The organism is Yoonia sp. BS5-3 (genome assembly GCF_038069655.2).
Lineage (GTDB): Bacteria > Pseudomonadota > Alphaproteobacteria > Rhodobacterales > Rhodobacteraceae > Yoonia > Yoonia phaeophyticola.
Genome location: NZ_CP150951.2, coordinates 1514630 through 1530718 on the forward strand (window position 1 = coordinate 1514630; position 16089 = coordinate 1530718).

The 16089-nt window shown below is 55.9% G+C and carries 19 protein-coding genes and 2 pseudogenes; 12 read left to right on the forward strand and 9 right to left on the reverse strand.

What is annotated here, in order from left to right; genetic code table 11:
- Positions 1-18 precede the first annotated feature (18 nt).
- The 8 genes from flgH to AABB29_RS07745 are packed head-to-tail and all read right to left on the reverse strand — an operon-like array spanning position 19 to position 4027.
- A complete protein-coding gene (gene flgH / locus AABB29_RS07710) occupies positions 19-741 on the reverse strand; it encodes a flagellar basal body L-ring protein FlgH (RefSeq protein WP_341367486.1) in 723 nt (240 codons plus the stop codon).
- Between the two features lie 5 nt (positions 742-746).
- A complete protein-coding gene (flgA, locus tag AABB29_RS07715; protein WP_341367485.1) occupies positions 747-1163 on the reverse strand; it encodes a flagellar basal body P-ring formation chaperone FlgA in 417 nt (138 codons plus the stop codon).
- On the reverse strand, positions 1160-1945 hold the full coding sequence (gene flgG, locus AABB29_RS07720; protein WP_373636861.1) for a flagellar basal-body rod protein FlgG: 786 nt from the start codon (positions 1943-1945) through the stop codon (positions 1160-1162). The genes flgA and flgG overlap by 4 nt, the downstream gene beginning before the upstream one ends.
- A gap of 12 nt (positions 1946-1957) precedes the next feature.
- Positions 1958-2674: a flagellar hook-basal body complex protein gene (locus AABB29_RS07725; RefSeq protein ID WP_373636862.1), complete on the reverse strand. Its 717-nt coding sequence runs from the start codon at positions 2672-2674 to the stop codon at positions 1958-1960.
- Positions 2675-2676: 2 nt separating this feature from the next.
- A complete protein-coding gene (locus AABB29_RS07730; protein WP_341367484.1) occupies positions 2677-2943 on the reverse strand; it encodes a flagellar biosynthetic protein FliQ in 267 nt (88 codons plus the stop codon).
- On the reverse strand, positions 2943-3224 hold the full coding sequence (gene fliE / locus AABB29_RS07735) for a flagellar hook-basal body complex protein FliE (protein ID WP_341367483.1): 282 nt from the start codon (positions 3222-3224) through the stop codon (positions 2943-2945). Before fliE ends, AABB29_RS07730 begins: the two co-directional genes overlap by 1 nt.
- A gap of 11 nt (positions 3225-3235) precedes the next feature.
- Positions 3236-3628: a flagellar basal body rod protein FlgC gene (gene flgC, locus AABB29_RS07740; protein WP_341367482.1), complete on the reverse strand. Its 393-nt coding sequence runs from the start codon at positions 3626-3628 to the stop codon at positions 3236-3238.
- A 9-nt stretch (positions 3629-3637) separates the two neighbouring features.
- Positions 3638-4027: a FlgB family protein gene (locus AABB29_RS07745; RefSeq protein ID WP_341367481.1), complete on the reverse strand. Its 390-nt coding sequence runs from the start codon at positions 4025-4027 to the stop codon at positions 3638-3640.
- Positions 4028-4113: 86 nt separating this feature from the next.
- Here AABB29_RS07745 and AABB29_RS07750 point away from each other — a divergent pair, with 86 nt between their 5' ends.
- The 6 genes and pseudogenes from AABB29_RS07750 to AABB29_RS07775 all read left to right on the forward strand — a co-directional run bounded on the left by AABB29_RS07750 (position 4114) and on the right by AABB29_RS07775 (position 8167).
- On the forward strand, positions 4114-5472 hold the full coding sequence (locus tag AABB29_RS07750; protein WP_341367480.1) for a FliI/YscN family ATPase: 1359 nt from the start codon (positions 4114-4116) through the stop codon (positions 5470-5472).
- An 81-nt stretch (positions 5473-5553) separates the two neighbouring features.
- Positions 5554-5661 (forward strand): annotated as a pseudogene (locus tag AABB29_RS07755) (aminoacyl-tRNA hydrolase); the annotation flags it as partial.
- A gap of 63 nt (positions 5662-5724) precedes the next feature.
- On the forward strand, positions 5725-5988 hold the full coding sequence (locus tag AABB29_RS07760) for a type II toxin-antitoxin system ParD family antitoxin (RefSeq protein WP_341367479.1): 264 nt from the start codon (positions 5725-5727) through the stop codon (positions 5986-5988).
- Positions 5985-6272 (forward strand): type II toxin-antitoxin system RelE/ParE family toxin, encoded by a 288-nt coding sequence (locus AABB29_RS07765; protein WP_341367478.1) that lies wholly within the window; start codon positions 5985-5987, stop codon positions 6270-6272. Before AABB29_RS07760 ends, AABB29_RS07765 begins: the two co-directional genes overlap by 4 nt.
- Positions 6271-6381 (forward strand): annotated as a pseudogene (locus AABB29_RS07770) (aminoacyl-tRNA hydrolase); the annotation flags it as partial. The gene AABB29_RS07765 and the pseudogene AABB29_RS07770, both read left to right, overlap by 2 nt.
- Before the next feature lie 265 nt (positions 6382-6646).
- On the forward strand, positions 6647-8167 hold the full coding sequence (locus tag AABB29_RS07775; protein ID WP_341367477.1) for a hypothetical protein: 1521 nt from the start codon (positions 6647-6649) through the stop codon (positions 8165-8167).
- Here AABB29_RS07775 and pncB read toward each other — a convergent pair.
- The gene (pncB, locus tag AABB29_RS07780) at positions 8164-9456 is read right to left on the reverse strand and encodes a nicotinate phosphoribosyltransferase (protein WP_341367476.1); all 1293 of its coding nucleotides are present in this window, start codon (positions 9454-9456) and stop codon (positions 8164-8166) included. The genes AABB29_RS07775 and pncB overlap by 4 nt on opposite strands.
- Positions 9457-9767: 311 nt before the next feature.
- Here pncB and AABB29_RS07785 point away from each other — a divergent pair, with 311 nt between their 5' ends.
- The 6 genes from AABB29_RS07785 to AABB29_RS07810 all read left to right on the forward strand — a co-directional run bounded on the left by AABB29_RS07785 (position 9768) and on the right by AABB29_RS07810 (position 16065).
- On the forward strand, positions 9768-10016 hold the full coding sequence (locus AABB29_RS07785; RefSeq protein WP_341367475.1) for a hypothetical protein: 249 nt from the start codon (positions 9768-9770) through the stop codon (positions 10014-10016).
- 404 nt (positions 10017-10420) lie between these two features.
- A complete protein-coding gene (locus AABB29_RS07790) occupies positions 10421-11080 on the forward strand; it encodes an outer membrane beta-barrel protein (RefSeq protein WP_341367474.1) in 660 nt (219 codons plus the stop codon).
- A gap of 161 nt (positions 11081-11241) precedes the next feature.
- Complete coding sequence (locus tag AABB29_RS07795) at positions 11242-12048, forward strand: DMT family transporter (RefSeq protein ID WP_341367473.1); 807 nt, start codon at positions 11242-11244, stop codon at positions 12046-12048.
- Positions 12049-12240: 192 nt separating this feature from the next.
- Positions 12241-13950, forward strand: a complete 1710-nt coding sequence (locus AABB29_RS07800; RefSeq protein ID WP_373636863.1) for a heparinase II/III family protein — start codon at positions 12241-12243, stop codon at positions 13948-13950.
- A 16-nt stretch (positions 13951-13966) separates the two neighbouring features.
- Positions 13967-15556: a bifunctional phosphoribosylaminoimidazolecarboxamide formyltransferase/IMP cyclohydrolase gene (gene purH, locus AABB29_RS07805; protein WP_341367472.1), complete on the forward strand. Its 1590-nt coding sequence runs from the start codon at positions 13967-13969 to the stop codon at positions 15554-15556.
- Positions 15557-15558: 2 nt separating this feature from the next.
- Complete coding sequence (locus AABB29_RS07810; protein ID WP_341367471.1) at positions 15559-16065, forward strand: signal peptidase II; 507 nt, start codon at positions 15559-15561, stop codon at positions 16063-16065.
- The last annotated feature ends 24 nt before the right edge of the window (positions 16066-16089 follow it).

The window sequence follows — 16089 nt, forward strand, 5'->3', positions numbered from 1 at the left end:
ACTGACCTCTCGGTTGGCTTAAAAGGGAAGAACTGATTCAAGAACTTGCTGCCCATAGCGAGGCTGCTGCATGTCTGTGATTTGCCCGCGTCCTCCGTAAGAAATCCGGGCTGAAGCGATTTTGTCATAGGTAATTTCATTCTGCCGCGTGATATCTTCGGGCCTGACAAAGCCGGTAACGATAAGCTCGCGTAATTCGTAGTTAACCCGGACCTCTTGTTGGCCGAGTATCTCAAGTACGCCGTTTGGCAGGACATCCGTAATGGTCACAGCTACGCGCAAGGTTAGCTGTTCGTTCCGGCTGACCGACCCGTCGCCCGATGCAGAACTTTGCGAGCTAAGATCGACTAACTGGCTGGATGATGCGCCGTCCGGAAGGCGTTCATCTATCCGTTGCGGAATGCCAATAAGTTGCGATATGTCCGCACCCTGCGATGCCGATCGCGATCTGTCCGAAGAGTTCGAAATCTGGGCGCTGTCGTCAATTTCGATCACGACCGTCATAATGTCACCGCGTTGCATCGCGCGGCGGTCTCCCAGCAAGGATCCGCGTTCACCTGTCCAGAGCGATGCGCGCGGCGAAGGGCCAAGCGCGGATGTTCTCGCCGGATCAGGGAAGCTGGGATTGAACATGGCTTCGCGTTCAGCAGCCCGTTCGGGCGGCGAAAATTCCGGCGGCTTGCCAACTGGCGTGGTTGTACAGCCAGCCGCAAGCAGGGCGAAAATGATGACGTTACGCATTCTTGTTACCTCGCAACGTAAGCTGCGCCATCGGCGCCGATTTGGGCCGTGACAGTACTGCGCGAGCTGATATTCATGACGCGAATGCGATCACCGGGCCCGGCTCGACCCAGTGCACGACCCTCAGTCGTGATCAGCAAACCGTTTTGTTGATAGAGCAATGGAATGATCTGGTTACGCTCGACAATGGCGGGAAGTCCGATGTCGCCAGGCCGAATGGGTCGCCCTGCAAAAAGCGCGACCCGGGCTTCCATGCCGACCACATCATTGAGTTCAGTGACCCCGCCCGGGATATCACGGTTATTGAGCAACACATCACTGGGCATGATGGTCGTCTGCGCCGGGATTGTGCGGGCGGCCACAACCGTATCTGCCCAAAGGGGCCCCGCCAATACCGACAATAAAAGACCAATACGTATCATCTTAGCTGCACCATCGCGCTGAGCATTTGATCGGCAGCCGTGATGACTTTTGAGTTCAGCTCGTAACCACGTTGGGCTTCGATCAGATCGGTAACCTCACGCACAGGATCGACTGAGCTGTCCTCAAGATATCCTTGGCGCAATACGCCTAGCCCGTCTTCCCCAGGCGTTCCAACAGCAGATGGCCCGGATGCCGGTGTCTCAAGAAAAAGGTTCGAGCCAATCGCCTCAAGCCCCTTAGAGTTCGTGAAGCCGGCAAGTGTAAGCTGACCTAGAAGCTGCGGTTCAATCTGATCAACGAAATAGCCGTAAATTTCGCCCTCTGCATTGATTGAAACTGAACGCGTATCGCTGGGGATTGTGATGTCGGGCACGACTGAATAGCCATCGGACGTTACGATCAGCCCGTCGCCAGTAAGTTTCAGTGCGCCATCGCGGGTATATGCAGATACGCCCGACGGCAGCGTTACCTCCAGATATCCATCGCCTTCGATGGCGACATCCAGATCACCGCCTGTTGCCGCTAGCGAGCCTTGCGCCAGCATGACGGAAACAGCACTTGCCCGCACCCCCAAGCCAAGCTGAACGCCGGTTGGCAAAGCCGTTCCGTCGGATGCGTTGATTGTGCCGGGTCGGGCAAGTTGTTGGTAGTGAAGATCCGCAAATTCGGCGCGTCTGGCATTGTACCCGGTTGTGTTCATATTCGCGAGGTTGTTGGAAATCACTTCAACCCGCATTTGTTGGGCGGTCATACCCGCTGCTGCAATCTTAAGTGCGCGCATCTTAGGTCTCCTTTAACGCCGCATGGCTTCGATGACGCTTCGAATGCGTTCATCTTCTTTGTCGAGGAAGTTTTGGCCCAATTCGTAGGCGCGTTGGACTTCGATCATCCGGCTGACCTGTAAGATCGGGTTTACGTTTGACGCTTCTAGAAAACCCTGCAGCATGCGCCCATCGGGGATCGCTTCAAATCCGTCCGGTGCGTCAAACATCACGCCGCTTTCCCGGATCATTTGGGCAGGTTCAAGCGGTCTGACGAGCCCGACCTGCCCAACAGGCTGGCCACCTGCGCTGATTGTGCCATCGGCGCCAATACCGACACTGCCCAGACCTTGCGGGACAAAAACAGGTGCGCCACCGGGGTCGAGCACCGGATAGCCATCAGCGGTCACCAGATCACCGTTTTCATTGGGTGTGAATGCGCCGGCACGGGTCAGCCGCTGTCCGTTCGGCGTTTCGATCAGAAAAAAGCCGTCGCCTTCGATTGCCAAATCAAAGGTGCCGCCCGTTTGCGTCAGTGTACCTTGGGTGTCTACAGTATTGCGGACTGCTGCCGTTGCCATTGACAGGGACGATGCACTGGGGCCAAGCGCCTTGATGTGTTCTGAGAACATTACCTCTTCAGCGCGAAATCCCGTTGTTGACGCGTTGGCGATATTATTTGCGAGGGTCTGCATCTCGCGCATCAGCCCTGATTGGCGGGTCAGGGTCGTATATGAAGCGTTATCCATGGTCAGCCCCCTGCGATAATTGGTACAAGCGTGTCTTTGAATAAAGCGACCAGCGTTTCGGACATGAAGGCCATGGTGATCCAGAAAACCCCGATGATCGCGCCAAGTTTAGGTACGAAGGTCAGCGTCATTTCCTGGATTGATGTGAGCGCTTGAAACAAGCCCACCATCAATCCGGCAGCCAAAGCAACCGTCAGGATCGGGAGCGAGATGACCACTGCGACCCATAGTCCCTGTCGCAACGTGTCATAGAACAGTGCTTCACTCATCAGACGGGCATACGCAGAATTTCTTGATAGGCCTCTACGACCCGGTCGCGCACGGTTACAGCTGTTTGCACGGCAAGCTCGGTCTGGGCCAAAGCCTGCACCAATGCATGCGGGTCTGCACCGCCTGTCATTGATTGCATCGCGATGTCTTCGCTGTTTTGCAGCGTGTTCATAAAGCTTTGCGCGGCGCCAATAACGGCATTTCCACCCGCGCCATGCTCAGGCGATGTTGCGGTCTTGCTAGCCGCATAGTTTTGCGCGACGAGAGAACTGATATCCATCTTATTGCTCCTTAATTCCGCAGAAGTTCCATGAGTGATGACGACATTTGCCGCACCTGATCGAAGACTTTCAGGTTGGCCTCATAGCTGCGCTGCGCCTCGCGCGCGTCGGCTATTTCAAGCAACAGATTTACGTTCGATCCGTCGAAATGGCCGGTGTCGTCGGCCAACGGATTAGAAGGGTCGTAAATGCGGGCTAACTCTGTCTGGTCCAATCGGACGGGGCCGGTTTCAACGGCGCCCGTCGCCTGACCCTGTCGTACCATTTCTTCAAACGCGATAACTTTGCGCTGATAACCGGGCGTATCGCTATTTGCGATGTTCTCTGAAACATGCCGCAAACGGGTTGCCTGCGCTTTCATGCCGCTTGATGCGATTGACATTGCTTCGCTGAAATCTGTCATGACTACCCCTTAGTTTCTGCCAAGGCTGGTGCGCAAAATCGTCATTGTATGACGATAGATTGACAGCGCACGATTGTGTTCGCGGCTGATGGCGATTGAGTTCATCAACTCATCTTCAAGTGAGACGGTATTGCCATTGGGCGACGGCTCCCCTTCGGAGGGGGCGTACGCAGCGCTGGCCTGCAGCGCGTCTGTATTTAAGAAATGGCCGGGCCGCGTTGCCTGCATTTGGGCGGACTGAGACGTGCCATCAAACGCGTCTTGAAAGGATGCAATTTGCATCGCTTGATAACCAGGCGTATCTGCATTTGCGATATTCTGGGCGACAACCGTTTGCCGGGCTCCGGCATGGCGGGCCATGGCATGCGCAGTCTGGAACAGATCCAGTGAAGTATACATCGGGGGTTCTCCCTCGTCTGGTTTCAACGAAGCATTAAGGCTGATTCCTTAAGTATTGGTTTGTGAAAAACCGGTGAGAACAAAAGATGATCAAAAATATGTTCGATCATATGAAAATGACTGTCTCAGATTTACAACCTGTTCATAAAGTCGGCCGTGTGACGGGGGTTGCAGGGGGAACGGTGCTGGTTGGGAATGTGGTCGATTCGGCCCGTGTCGGTGATCGGGCGGTGATTACTTTAGATGATCGGCAAATGCGCGGCGAGGTTGTGAAACTCGACCAGCACGCGGTGTATCTTCTGATGGCCGGTGAGCCGGAAGGGGTTTCCATCGGGGATCGGGTCGTGTTCACGAAACGGCCGCGTTTCGCCCCTGATCGCAGCTGGATCGGGCGGGTCATTGACCCTGATGGCAACCCGATGGATGGGCGCCCGCTGCTTCATGGGCTTGAAGAGCGCGGCATGCGCTGCAATCCGCCCGCGGCGCATGCCAGGCGGGCCATGGGTGCGCGGCTTGAAACGGGGCTTGCGGTGTTCAATACTTTACTGCCCATCGTGCAGGGACAGCGGATCGGGCTGTTCGCGGGCTCTGGCGTGGGGAAATCGACGTTGATTGCGGATTTGGCCAAAGGGGTTGCTGCGGATGTGATCGTGATTGCTCTGGTTGGGGAGCGGGGGCGCGAATTGCGGCACTTCGTTGAAGAGGTCTTGGGTGAAGAGGGCATGAAACGGGCGGTGATCGTGGCGGCGACATCGGACAGATCGCCCCAGATGCGGCGGCAATGTGCCTGGGCGGCCACAGCGATCGCCGAGCACTTCCGGGACCAAGGGGATCAGGTGCTGCTGCTGATCGACTCGATCACGCGCTTCTGCGAGGCGCACCGCGAAGTGGCCGTGGCGGGCGGTGAGGCTGCAAATCTGCGCGGCTATCCAGCATCGACGGGGCCAGCGATTGCGGCACTTTGCGAACGGGCGGGACCCGGTTTGCCCGACACAGGGGACATTACGGCGGTCTTTTCGGTCTTGGTTGCGGGATCGGATATGGAAGAGCCTGTGGCCGATATGCTGCGCGGGGTGCTGGACGGGCATATCGTCTTGGACCGCCAGATCGCCGAGCGGGGACAATTCCCGGCGATTGACGTGCTCAGATCCGTGTCGCGGGCCCTGCCAGCAGCGGCGAACGATAAGGAGAACGAAATGATCGGACAGGCACGGGCGCATCTGGGAACCTATGACCGGGCGGCGTTAATGATCCAATCGGGGCTTTATACAGCAGGATCCGATAAAGAGGTGGATGCGGCGATCCAATGCAATGCGGCGCTGAACGCGTTTCTGACGATCAAAGACAAGCGAGGAACCTTGGCACATTTCGCTAAATTGCGGCAGGCCATGATCGGAGGTCCGAAAAGAATGGTGCCCGAGGATTTGCAGAAAACGGCGGGGTAGGTTGTGATCTTTGGCTATGGGATCCGCCGTGATGTAACTGAGAGATCGCCAAAAAGCAGCGGGCTGGGCGACTCCGAAGGACGGCGGCTGGCGACGAAACCGACCTATGGGTCGGTGAAGCGCAGGCTGGCGGGTAAGAAAGCGCGCGGAGAGGTGAAGGCGCTAAGGGGGAAGGTTGACGACGATTGATACCTTGCCGTGTCAGCCGCTGCGCTTTATGTTGTACCTATTCTTGGTACAGTGGGGTCAACCATGCCACGCAATACATCTGTTTCCCTTGGGGATCATTTTACCGGGTTCATTGAAAGCAAGGTTGAGACCGGGCGGTATAGTTCTGCCAGTGATGTGGTCCGGGCGGGGCTGCGGTTGCTTGAGGTCGAAGAAACGAAGCTGGAGCGGTTGCGGGCCGAGATTGAAAAGGGCATCGCGTCCGGTATCGCCGAAGACTTTGACTGGGACGAATTCCGGGCGCAGAAACATGCGGAATACGAGGCCAAGCAGAACTCTGCCAAGTGAAGCGGGTTACGTATGCCCACGCGGCGGTAAGCGATATTTCAGATATCTGGGACTACACAGAAGACCGCTGGGGTTATGCGCAGGCTGTGGCCTATGACGCCAGATTAGAAGAACGGATACTTGGGGTTGCCGCCGGAGATGTCGCTTCGCAATCAGCCGAAGAAGTCGGTAAAGGCTTGCGGCGCGTTTTGGCTGGACGCCATGTGGTTTTCTTTCGCGAGGACGCGGAGGCCGTGACAGTCTTGCGGGTTTTGCATCAGCGGATGGATGTCGGTGCGTTGTAGGCGCGCGACGAAACCGACCTATGGGTCAGTCAAGCGCAGGCTTGCGGGGAAGAAAGCGCGCGGGGAGGTGAAGGCGCTCCGGGGATCGGTTGATCCCGACAAATCGTAGGGCGGGGTTTTCCCCGCCGGGTGTGTGGGTTGGTGATAGGGCGGCATAGCGGGGAAAACCCTGCCCTACGGGTGTTTTGTGAGACCGTATTGTGTACTGTTTCCACGCTCCATTGTAGTAGGCCATAGAGAGTGCAGGGGTTGGGTATTCCGCATTTGTAATTGCCCTGCAATAACACCTATGGTTGCTTTCGGAGATGCCCGAACAGCTTGCAATTGGTGCCACAAGTTGGCATATTCTCAATATTTAGTAGGTGTTGGATACGATGACAGCAGAAATTGCGGTGCTTAATAAATCAGCGGTAGCTCTTGCTACTGATAGCGCAGTGACAATTTCTTCTGGTCAACAAACACTGAAGATATTCGAGTCAGCTGACAAGCTATTCGAGCTGAGTACTACACAGCCAATAGGCATTATGGTCTACAACGGCATGCAGTTTCTAGGGGTACCGCTCGAGACCGTTGTTAAAGGCTTTCGGAAAAAGTGTGATGACTTCGAGACGGTAGAGGACGCAGCCAACGCCTTCCTGCATCATCTTTACACTTACGTCGATGAAGCACCAGAGGAAGAACTGCGCGATAGCGTTGCCTCAGTGATCGCTCCAATCGCCGCCGATATCAGCACGACAATGCAGCAGGCCGTCATAAAGCGGCTTAACGATGACAATGAAATTGGCTCTATCGAAGATTTCAGAGAAGTGCAGGCAAAAATAGTTTCAGACGTTCTTGATAGATACGAAGATAGTGTTGACCAACTTGGTAAGGCTCAGTTTCTCCAACGCAAAGATAACAGACGACAGGCAGCGCTGTACAAGCGTCTGATAAGCAACGTAGTCAACGACTCGGTGACACTGCTTGCTGCAAGTGAGCTTGACCGCATAATTCAAATTTGCACGAAGGTTCTGCAGTCAAACCATATCTCGAATAACAAAACGGGGCTTGTGTTCGCTGGTTTCGGTGGCAACGAGATTTTCCCAACCTTGATATCGTTCGAGATAGACAGCGTCTTCGAGGCGAAAGTCCGCGCATTTCAAACCGAGCATTGTGACATCGACCGAAATGGGCGAAGGGCATTTGTCCGGCCCTTTGCTCAAAAGGAAATGGTTGATCGGTTTCTGTATGGGCTTGATGACCGACTTCGCAGCGATATCACTGAGTTTTCTAGCGAAACAGTTCGGAAGATCTCGGAGGGGATTATTGGCTCTATTGAGATAGAGGACGATCAGCGTACCGAGCTCAAAAAGTTGGCAAAAGATGCCGAAGAAGCCTTCATGAAAAGCTTAAACGACGATGCGTTCACCAGTTTTCAACAAAGATCGCGCAATGAAATCGAGAGTATGGTAGAATTTATGCCAAAACCTGAGCTTGCAAAGATGGCGGAAGCGTTGATCGATCTTACATCAATAAAACGAAAAGTGTCACAAGAACTTGAGACTGTCGGTGGACCTGTTGATGTTGCTGTAATATCGAAAAATGATGGTTTCGTATGGGTCAAACGAAAACACTACTTTCCAACCGATCTGAATTCGCGCTATTTCAACCGCAACGGCGGCGCCCCCCAACCGCAGATGGAGAAAACAATGATGCATGATCAACCACTTAGAAGTTCTTTACTCGATAGAGCTGATCGTAAGTCATTAGCAATGCCTGAGCAGAAAGAAGGGGACGATGTGCTTAAAGAGGTGATTTCTAAGGCGGCAGCAGAGATCGAAGCCGTTTTTGCCACTTCTGCGAAGAAGTACTCTGTAATGGATAAGAAGAAAAAGACGCAAGAAGCCGCTGCCTAAACTACAACCTCAACCCGGTCCTGCTCCCCAACCCCGAACACACGCTTATACCGGGTGATTTCTTCTGCCGGACCCATCGCTTTGTTGGGGTTGTCGCTTAGCTTCACCGTCGGCTGCCCGTTGGCCGCGACCGCCTTGCAGACCAGCGAAAACGGTGCCAGCCCGTCGTCCGCGACCAGCCCCTTAAAATCATTCGTCAGCATTGTCCCCCACCCAAACGACACCCGGCATCGCCCGGCGAATTGCTGTTGCAAGCTGATGATTTTGTCCACGTCCAGACCGTCCGAGAAGATCACCAGTTTCTGCCGGGGGTCCTCGCCCCGTGATGTCCACCAGTTGATCGCCGTTTCGGCCCCTGTCGCGGGGTCTCCGCTGTCGACCCGGATCCCTGTCCAGCCCGCAAGCCAGTCGGGTGCCCCGTCCAGGAACCCTTTGGTCCCAAAGGTGTCGGGCAGGATGATCCGCAGGTTCCCGTCGTGTTCCTCGTGCCAGTCGGCCAGCACGTCGTAGGGGGATTGCCGCAGCGCTTCGTCGTCCTTGGCCAAGGCCGCGTAGACCATGGGCAGTTCGTGCGCATTGGTCCCGATCGCCTCAAGATCCCGGTTTTTGGCGATCAAGCAGTTAGAGGTCCCGGCAAAGCGCGCTCCCAACCCTTCGGTCATCGCCTGAACGCACCAGTCCTGCCAAAGAAAGGAATGCCGCCGCCGCGTGCCGAAATCCGCGAGCCGCAGATCGGAGATGTCGCGAAGCTGTTCGACCTTTTCCCACAGTTTGGTCATCCCCCGCGCATAGAGCACCTGCAGCTCAAACCGCCCCATGTCCCGCAGCACGGCCCGGCTGCGCAGTTCCATCAGCACCGACAGAGCTGGAATTTCCCACAGCATCACCTCGGGCCATTTGCCTTCAAATGTCAGCTCGTACTGCCCATCCTTCTTTTCAAGGTGATAGGCTGGCAGCCGCAGGTCTTCGAACCAATCCATGAATTGCGGGCTGAACATCTGCCGCTTGCCATAAAACGTATTGCCGCGCATCCAGGTGCTTTCCCCCCGGCTAAGCGAGAGTGATCGAATGTGGTCAAGCTGTTCGCGCAACTCACCCTCGTCAATGATATCCGCGAGCCGGATCGCTTTGGACCGATTGATCAGCGAAAAGGTCACATGGGTATCGGGCTTGTTCCGAAACACTGATTGGCACATGAGCAGCTTGTAGAAATCCGTATCGATGAGCGACCGTACGATGGGGTCGATCTTCCATTTGTGATTCCAGACGCGTGTAGCGATGTCGACCATGAGCGGCTTCTCCCGGTAATTTGGACGGTGTTAGAGCAGCGCAAGGCTGGGCTTGCAAGTTTGCCGCATCAGGTTTTTGGCAGTGCATGCCTCTGGCGCCGTGGCAATTCCGCTACAGGTTGCATGGCAGTAGGTGGATAGGCCGCTGAACGGTTTTGCTCCCATCCGCAGTTCTAGCTGATTGGAACGGGTCGTATTTTGGTATTTCAGCCGGGACGCCAAGTGACGGTGAAATTGAAATCTCGAACACGCTTTCGGACGATGGTATGTACCCTCTTGAAGATTCTTAGACATTGGGCATCTACTATGGCTTGATGGCGCAGAACGGTTCTGAAGTCTACGGCGTCTTTGGCGTGTCTGCAACGCCAGCAACTTTTGGGCCAAACGATATTAATGCGGCAGGTTTTTCGCTCGGTGCTGGTGTTGATTTTCTGCTGGCAGACAATTTCGTGATTGGTGCTGAATATGTTTCTCGCTTCACCAGCTCAGAAGAATTTGTTGATGCAGATGTTGACATCAAGCTTGATACGATCTCGGTCCGCGCGTCCTGCAAGTTCTGATCAAAACTTAAATTTCTGAGGATACCGCGTCGATCAGGCGCGGTATTTTTGTTTGTAGGTATCAGGCCTTTGATCGGGGATGCTAGCCCGCCATTCGGTAGCGCTGCCGTGGCACTATAACATGATTTCGATTTGCTCGCCGTGACGGTCGATGGGTTGCCCAACCAATTCGGCAATCTTGTAGCCACTGGCGCCGACTGGGCCCCGTTTGGCCCGCAGGCGTTTTAGTCCCGTCTGGCTGATCACGTTTTTTGGCACTTTCCGACACGTAGATTTGACACACGCGGAGCTCAATTTTCGCCAACGCTGACGTTAGTGAACGTGAATTGCAGTTGTGCGACAAAACCGCCCAAATTCGGTCCACGCAGCATGATGCGTGTGTTTAGATTACCTAGGGAAAAACCATGAAAAATCTTAAATTGACGACCATCGCGTTTGTGATGGCCGGGACAGCTTTGTCTGCTGACGGCTTTTACATTAGCGGTAAAATCGGAGCGCAGACGCAGTTCCATGAAATTGAGCGCGACACGGGCGCTGCGCTGGGTGAACCCGATCAGAGCTTTGTGACCCGGACCGGCGAAACTGATGCCGGGGGCGGTATCGCTTTGGGCTATGAAAGCGGGATCGGCTCTGGGCCTCTCTATTGGGGCGCTGAGGCGTTTTATAACGCTGAATCTGCCCAGACGCGCAATATCAACGGGATTTTGGTCACAGATGTGCAGCTTGAGGCAACTTATGGCGCCCGTGCGATCTTGGGGGCTCAGGTCAGTGACGTTGTAAAGCTCTACACCCATGCCGGGGTCACTCAGGTCGATTTTGATGTGACCAACTCTTATACTTTTGCCCCGCCGGTGACCGAAGATTCATATTCCGAAACCGGTTTCTCCTATGGTGTTGGGGCGTCGGTGGCTGTCGCCGACAATTGGTCGGTCTTTAGTGAATATACCGAAGTTGTTGGCGTTGAATTCGACGGTATCCCTGAAATCGCTGGTGGGACAAACCGGGTCAACGACAACACGCTTGACCTATCGTCGTTATCGGTCGGGGTGAAATATTCCTTCTAAGGGATCGGATTCGAAAAAAACCAAGGGGCTGGGCGCAGGGCCTGGCCCTTTTTGTTTTATGTTGACTTGTGCGCCCTTCGGCCTTTTGTTCGCGCCGAACAGAAAGGCCCGTCATCGAGCAACAATTTCCCATACGTGTCGTCGCAAGTGTCGTTGTGGCGATGTTCCTGATCGTGGGCGGTGACGCAGCTGCGACGCTATTGACCACCTCAGGATTTCCGCAGGTTTTTGTGGCCTGGACACGTTTTGCCGTGGCTGCAGTGCTTCTTGCGCCTATTTGCGGGCTCAGCCGGGCTGAGCTGCGCCTAATGTTGGATTGGCGATTGGCTTTGCGCGCCCTTTTGATCGTTGCCGGCATTGTTTGCATCTTGACTGCGCTGAAGACCGAACCGATGGCCAATGTCTTTGGCGGTTTCTTTGTCGGGCCGGTCGTGTCTTACTTTTTATCGGCGTTGCTGCTTGGTGAGCGGATCACACCGCTGCGGACGCTGCTTTTGCTGGGTAGCTTTATTGGCGTCGTTCTGGTGGTCCGGCCCGGCTTTGGGATGACGACGGGTATGGGTTTTGCCATTCTGGCAGGGTGTTTTCATGGTTCTTACTTGGTGGCCACCCGCTGGCTCGCGGGCGGGTTCCGACCGCGGTTTTTGCTGTTTTCACAACTTGCAATCGGGGCGGTTGTTCTGGCTCCTTTCGCACTTGGCCCGATCCCGAAATTGACCTTGGATGCGGGAATTCTGATCACGTTGTCCGCACTGGGATCAGCTGGCGGCAATTTGATCCTTGTTTGGGTGAACCGGACAACACCTGCGGGGGTGGTTGCGCCGCTGATCTATAGCCAACTGCTTGCCGCGATGGTGATCGGGTGGGTCGTTTTTTCGCAATGGCCCGACAGTCAAAGCCTGATTGGCTTGGCGATTATCCTGGTCGCCGGGGTGTCATCGGTATGGTTCGCCGGGCGTGGACGCTAAAACTGAACCGCCTACGCCAGCTGTGTTCGCCAACTGCTCAGGCGTGACGCGTCAAAATACGAAAGGTATCCGAATGTGGACGTTTGAGTTTTTTATGCCGGAAGTGATCAGTCCAGAGAACTATGCGTGACTTCGCCTAAGCCTTTTCCTATGGTTTACCAAAGACAGAGTGGCATTTGAGGCGGCAGGATATTGGCACATTCCAACACATGGCGTGCCCGTTGGACGATTTTCATGCACCGGGTGCAGGCCAGGCGTTCCGCCCGGGGCCGGGCTGTGACTGCTTTTGTCTCTGCTCCTGAACCCCGCAGTATTGGTATTGTGTCCCGTGGCCGTCAGTTGATTGCCGGGAATTTTCTGTTTTCGGGGTTGCTTGTCGAAGGTCCAAACCTGTCGATTTGGGACATCGCCGCAAAGAACCCTGATGTGGCCGGTGAAATCCACGGCTGTGCCTGGCTGGATGATTTGGCTGCTATCGGTGATGAGCGCGCCCGCCGCCGCGCCCAGCGTTGGGTGTTTGAATGGATTGATCTTTACGGCAAGGGCACCGGTTCTGGCTGGTTTCCTGATTTGACCGGTCGCCGTCTGATCCGTTGGATCAATCACGGCTTCTTTTTGCTACGCGGTCAAGAAAAACCCCAGTCAGATTTGTTTTTCCAAAGCCTTGCCCGGCAGATGCAGTTTCTATCCCGCCGTGCGCAGGTCACCCCGCCCGGGCTTTCTCGGTTTGAGGCGCTGGCAGGGACCATTTATGCCGGATTGTCACTTGAGGGTATGGCCCATCATGTCGCCCGCGCGGCTGCCGCCTTGGCCAAGGATTGTGACACAGAAATTGATCCCAGCGGTGCCATTGCCACCCGCAATCCTGAAGAATTGCTTGAAATCTTGACCCTGCTCAACTGGACGGTTGAGGCCTTGCACGATGCCAATCATGATGTGCCCCGCGCAATTGAGCGTGCGATCGACCGTATTGTCCCGGTCTTGCGCGCCCTGCGCCATGCTGATGGGGCGCTCGCCCGTTTCCACGGTGGCGGTGCCGGGCTTGAGGGCCGGGCCGAACAGGCCTTTGCTGCGTCGGGTGTGAAAACTCTTCCAGAGCCCGGTTTGCATATGGGCTTTGCCCGCCTGACCGGTGGCCGCAGTTCTATCCTAGTCGATGCGGCAGCCCCGCCTCGGGGCGACTTGTCGGTTCGTGCGCATGCCAGCACCTTAGGAATGGAGCTGACCTCGGCTCGCCGCCCAGTGATTGTCGGTTGCGGATCGGGCGCCCGTTTTGGTGATGAATGGCGCCGTGCCAGCCGCGCGACGCCCAGCCATTCCACGTTAAGCCTTGACGGTGTTTCATCATCCGAGCTTGGCACCCAATCGGACCAGTTGACGAAGATCCCGACTTTGGTGCGCGCCAATGCCGATGATCCCCGCCGGTTGGAGCTATCCCATAACGGCTATCAGCCCAGCCACGGCTTGACCCATGCCCGTATATTATCCCTTTCCATTGACGGCCGGATGTTGACCGGAGAAGACCTGCTGACTGCCTTGGATTCTCAGGATGAGTCTCGCTTCGATTCGATCAATGTCGACGGTGTGGCGTTTTCGGTCCGCTTTCATTTGCATCCCGATGTGGAAGCCACCCTTGATATGGGCGGCACTGCGGTGTCACTGCGTTTGAAATCGGGGGAAACATGGGTGTTTCGCCATGATGGGGTGGGTACGCTGACCCTTGCCCCTTCGGTTTATCTGCAAAATGGCAGATTAAAGCCCCGTGCAACCCAACAGGTGGTTTTATCCGGGCGCGCAATGTCCTATGCGACACGCGTCCGTTGGTCGCTGGCCAAAGCCCAAGACACCCCCACTGCGGTGCGTGATCTGGAACAGGCCGATCCAATGGATGTGACCGAATAACCTTTTGGGGAATTTCATGACCGACCTCGCACCATTGCGCCGCGCGCTGCTTTCCGTTTCCGACAAAACTGGCCTGATTGATCTGGGCCGCGCCTTGGCCAACCGGGGGGTCGAGCTGTTGTCGACAGGCGGATCAGCCAAGGCCCTGCGGGATGCCGGGCTTGAGGTCCGCGATGTCGCCGATGTCACCGGTTTTCCCGAGATGATGGATGGCCGCGTGAAGACCTTGCATCCGGTTGTCCATGGCGGTCTGCTCGCCCGGCGTGACTTGGAAGGTCACCGCGATGCGATGGTCGACCACAACATCGGCCCGATCGATCTGCTGGTTGTGAACCTCTATCCGTTTGAGGAAACCGTCGCCAAAGGTGCCGATTTCGATACCTGCATTGAGAATATCGATATCGGTGGCCCGGCCATGATCCGCTCTGCCGCCAAGAACCATGCTTTTGTGACGGTAGTCACGGACGTCGAAGACTACGCCGCTGTGCTGGCCGAGCTTGATTCCAATGACGGCCAAACCACGCTGGCCCTTCGCCAACGTCTGGCCCAGACCGCCTATGCCCGCACCGCCGCCTATGACACCGCTGTCAGCACATGGATGGCAGGCGCGATTGATGCGGACACGCCCCGCCGCCGGTCGTTCAGCGGGACCTTTAAACAAACCATGCGCTATGGCGAAAACAGCCATCAGTCGGCGGCCTTCTATACCGACGGCACTAATCGCCCAGGTGTAGCGACCGCCCAGCAGCATCAGGGCAAGGAATTGTCCTACAACAACATCAACGACACCGATGCGGCGTTTGAATTGGTCGCTGAATTCGACCCCGCCGATGGCCCCGCCGTTGCGATCATCAAACACGCCAACCCATGTGGTGTGGCACGTGGGGCAACCTTGCTTGAGGCCTACACCAACGCGTTTGACTGCGACCGGACAAGTGCCTTCGGCGGGATCGTCGCGTTGAACCAACCGCTGGATGAGGTCACCGCTAAAGCGATTGTCGAAGTCTTCACCGAAGTCGTCATCGCGCCCGGTGCGTCCGACGCAGCCAAGGCCGTGTTCGCCGCCAAAAAGAACCTGCGTCTGTTGACCACCGAGGGCCTGCCAGATGTCAAAGCCCCCATCACCACCTACCGCCAAGTCGGCGGCGGGATTTTGGTGCAGGACAAAGACACAGGCTTTGTCGGCATGGACGATCTGAAGGTTGTCACCAAAATCGCCCCAACCGAGGCGCAAATGGCGGACCTGCTATTCGCCTGGAAAGTCGCCAAACACGTCAAATCCAACGCGATTGTCTATGTCAAAGACAAGGCGACCGTGGGCGTGGGGGCTGGGCAGATGAGCCGGGTCGACAGCGCCTTGATCGCTGCCAAAAAGGCCGAGCGTATGGCCGAGGCCATGGACTTGCCCCAGCCGTTGACTATTGGGTCTGCGGTCGCCTCGGACGCGTTTTTTCCTTTCGCCGATGGGTTGATGGAGGCCGCTGCTGCCGGGGCCACATGCGTCATCCAACCGGGCGGATCGATGCGCGACGACGAGGTGATCGCCGCCGCCGATGAGGCCGGGATTGCCATGGTCTTTACCGGCATGCGGCATTTCCGGCATTAATCATGCGGTTGATGGGTCTTACAGCGCTTTGGATTTTTCTGGTCGATCAGGCTACCAAATTCTACGTGCTTTTTGTGGTCTTCGGCTTTCAATGGGCACAGGTGCGGGTGCCTGTCGACGCGCTGCCGCGGGTGCCTGCGGTTGAGGTGTTTCCGCCCTTTCTGGTTTTCCGCATGGCCTGGAACAAAGGCGTCAACTTTGGCCTGTTCGCGGACTTCAATATGCGTTGGGTGCTCGTTGGTGTTGCCTTCGTCATAACAATCGCAGTGATATGGTGGCTCCGCCGCACGGGCGGGACAAAGTGGACCTATATCGCGGGCGGCTTCATGATTGGCGGCGCGCTGGGCAATGTCATTGACCGGGTCTTTTATGGTGCAGTCGCTGATTTTTTGAACATGTCCTGCTGCGGAATCAATAACCCTTATGCCTTTAATGTTGCGGATATCGCGATTTTCATCGGTGCGGTTGGGCTTGCCTTTCTTGCCGATGATAACAAGAAAGCGACGTGACCTCTGCTTGGCCTTGGGCTAAAC

Excerpts from the sequence above, each read along its gene's own strand:
- flgC (WP_341367482.1), bottom strand. The coding sequence starts at position 3,628 with ATGACAGATTTCAGCGAAGCAATGTCAATCGCATCAAGCGGCATGAAA.
- AABB29_RS07730 (WP_341367484.1), bottom strand. The coding sequence starts at position 2,943 with ATGAGTGAAGCACTGTTCTATGACACGTTGCGACAGGGACTATGGGTC.
- AABB29_RS07760 (WP_341367479.1), top strand. The coding sequence starts at position 5,725 with ATGCCACGCAATACATCTGTTTCCCTTGGGGATCATTTTACCGGGTTC.
- flgG (WP_373636861.1), bottom strand. The coding sequence starts at position 1,945 with ATGCGCGCACTTAAGATTGCAGCAGCGGGTATGACCGCCCAACAAATG.
- AABB29_RS07725 (WP_373636862.1), bottom strand. The coding sequence starts at position 2,674 with ATGGATAACGCTTCATATACGACCCTGACCCGCCAATCAGGGCTGATG.
- AABB29_RS07795 (WP_341367473.1), top strand. The coding sequence starts at position 11,242 with ATGTTCCTGATCGTGGGCGGTGACGCAGCTGCGACGCTATTGACCACC.
- AABB29_RS07810 (WP_341367471.1), top strand. The coding sequence starts at position 15,559 with ATGCGGTTGATGGGTCTTACAGCGCTTTGGATTTTTCTGGTCGATCAG.
- AABB29_RS07775 (WP_341367477.1), top strand. The coding sequence starts at position 6,647 with ATGACAGCAGAAATTGCGGTGCTTAATAAATCAGCGGTAGCTCTTGCT.
- fliE (WP_341367483.1), bottom strand. The coding sequence starts at position 3,224 with ATGGATATCAGTTCTCTCGTCGCGCAAAACTATGCGGCTAGCAAGACC.
- flgA (WP_341367485.1), bottom strand. The coding sequence starts at position 1,163 with ATGATACGTATTGGTCTTTTATTGTCGGTATTGGCGGGGCCCCTTTGG.
- AABB29_RS07745 (WP_341367481.1), bottom strand. The coding sequence starts at position 4,027 with ATGTATACTTCACTGGATCTGTTCCAGACTGCGCATGCCATGGCCCGC.
- AABB29_RS07790 (WP_341367474.1), top strand. The coding sequence starts at position 10,421 with ATGAAAAATCTTAAATTGACGACCATCGCGTTTGTGATGGCCGGGACA.
- flgH (WP_341367486.1), bottom strand. The coding sequence starts at position 741 with ATGCGTAACGTCATCATTTTCGCCCTGCTTGCGGCTGGCTGTACAACC.
- purH (WP_341367472.1), top strand. The coding sequence starts at position 13,967 with ATGACCGACCTCGCACCATTGCGCCGCGCGCTGCTTTCCGTTTCCGAC.
- pncB (WP_341367476.1), bottom strand. The coding sequence starts at position 9,456 with ATGGTCGACATCGCTACACGCGTCTGGAATCACAAATGGAAGATCGAC.
- AABB29_RS07750 (WP_341367480.1), top strand. The coding sequence starts at position 4,114 with ATGATCAAAAATATGTTCGATCATATGAAAATGACTGTCTCAGATTTA.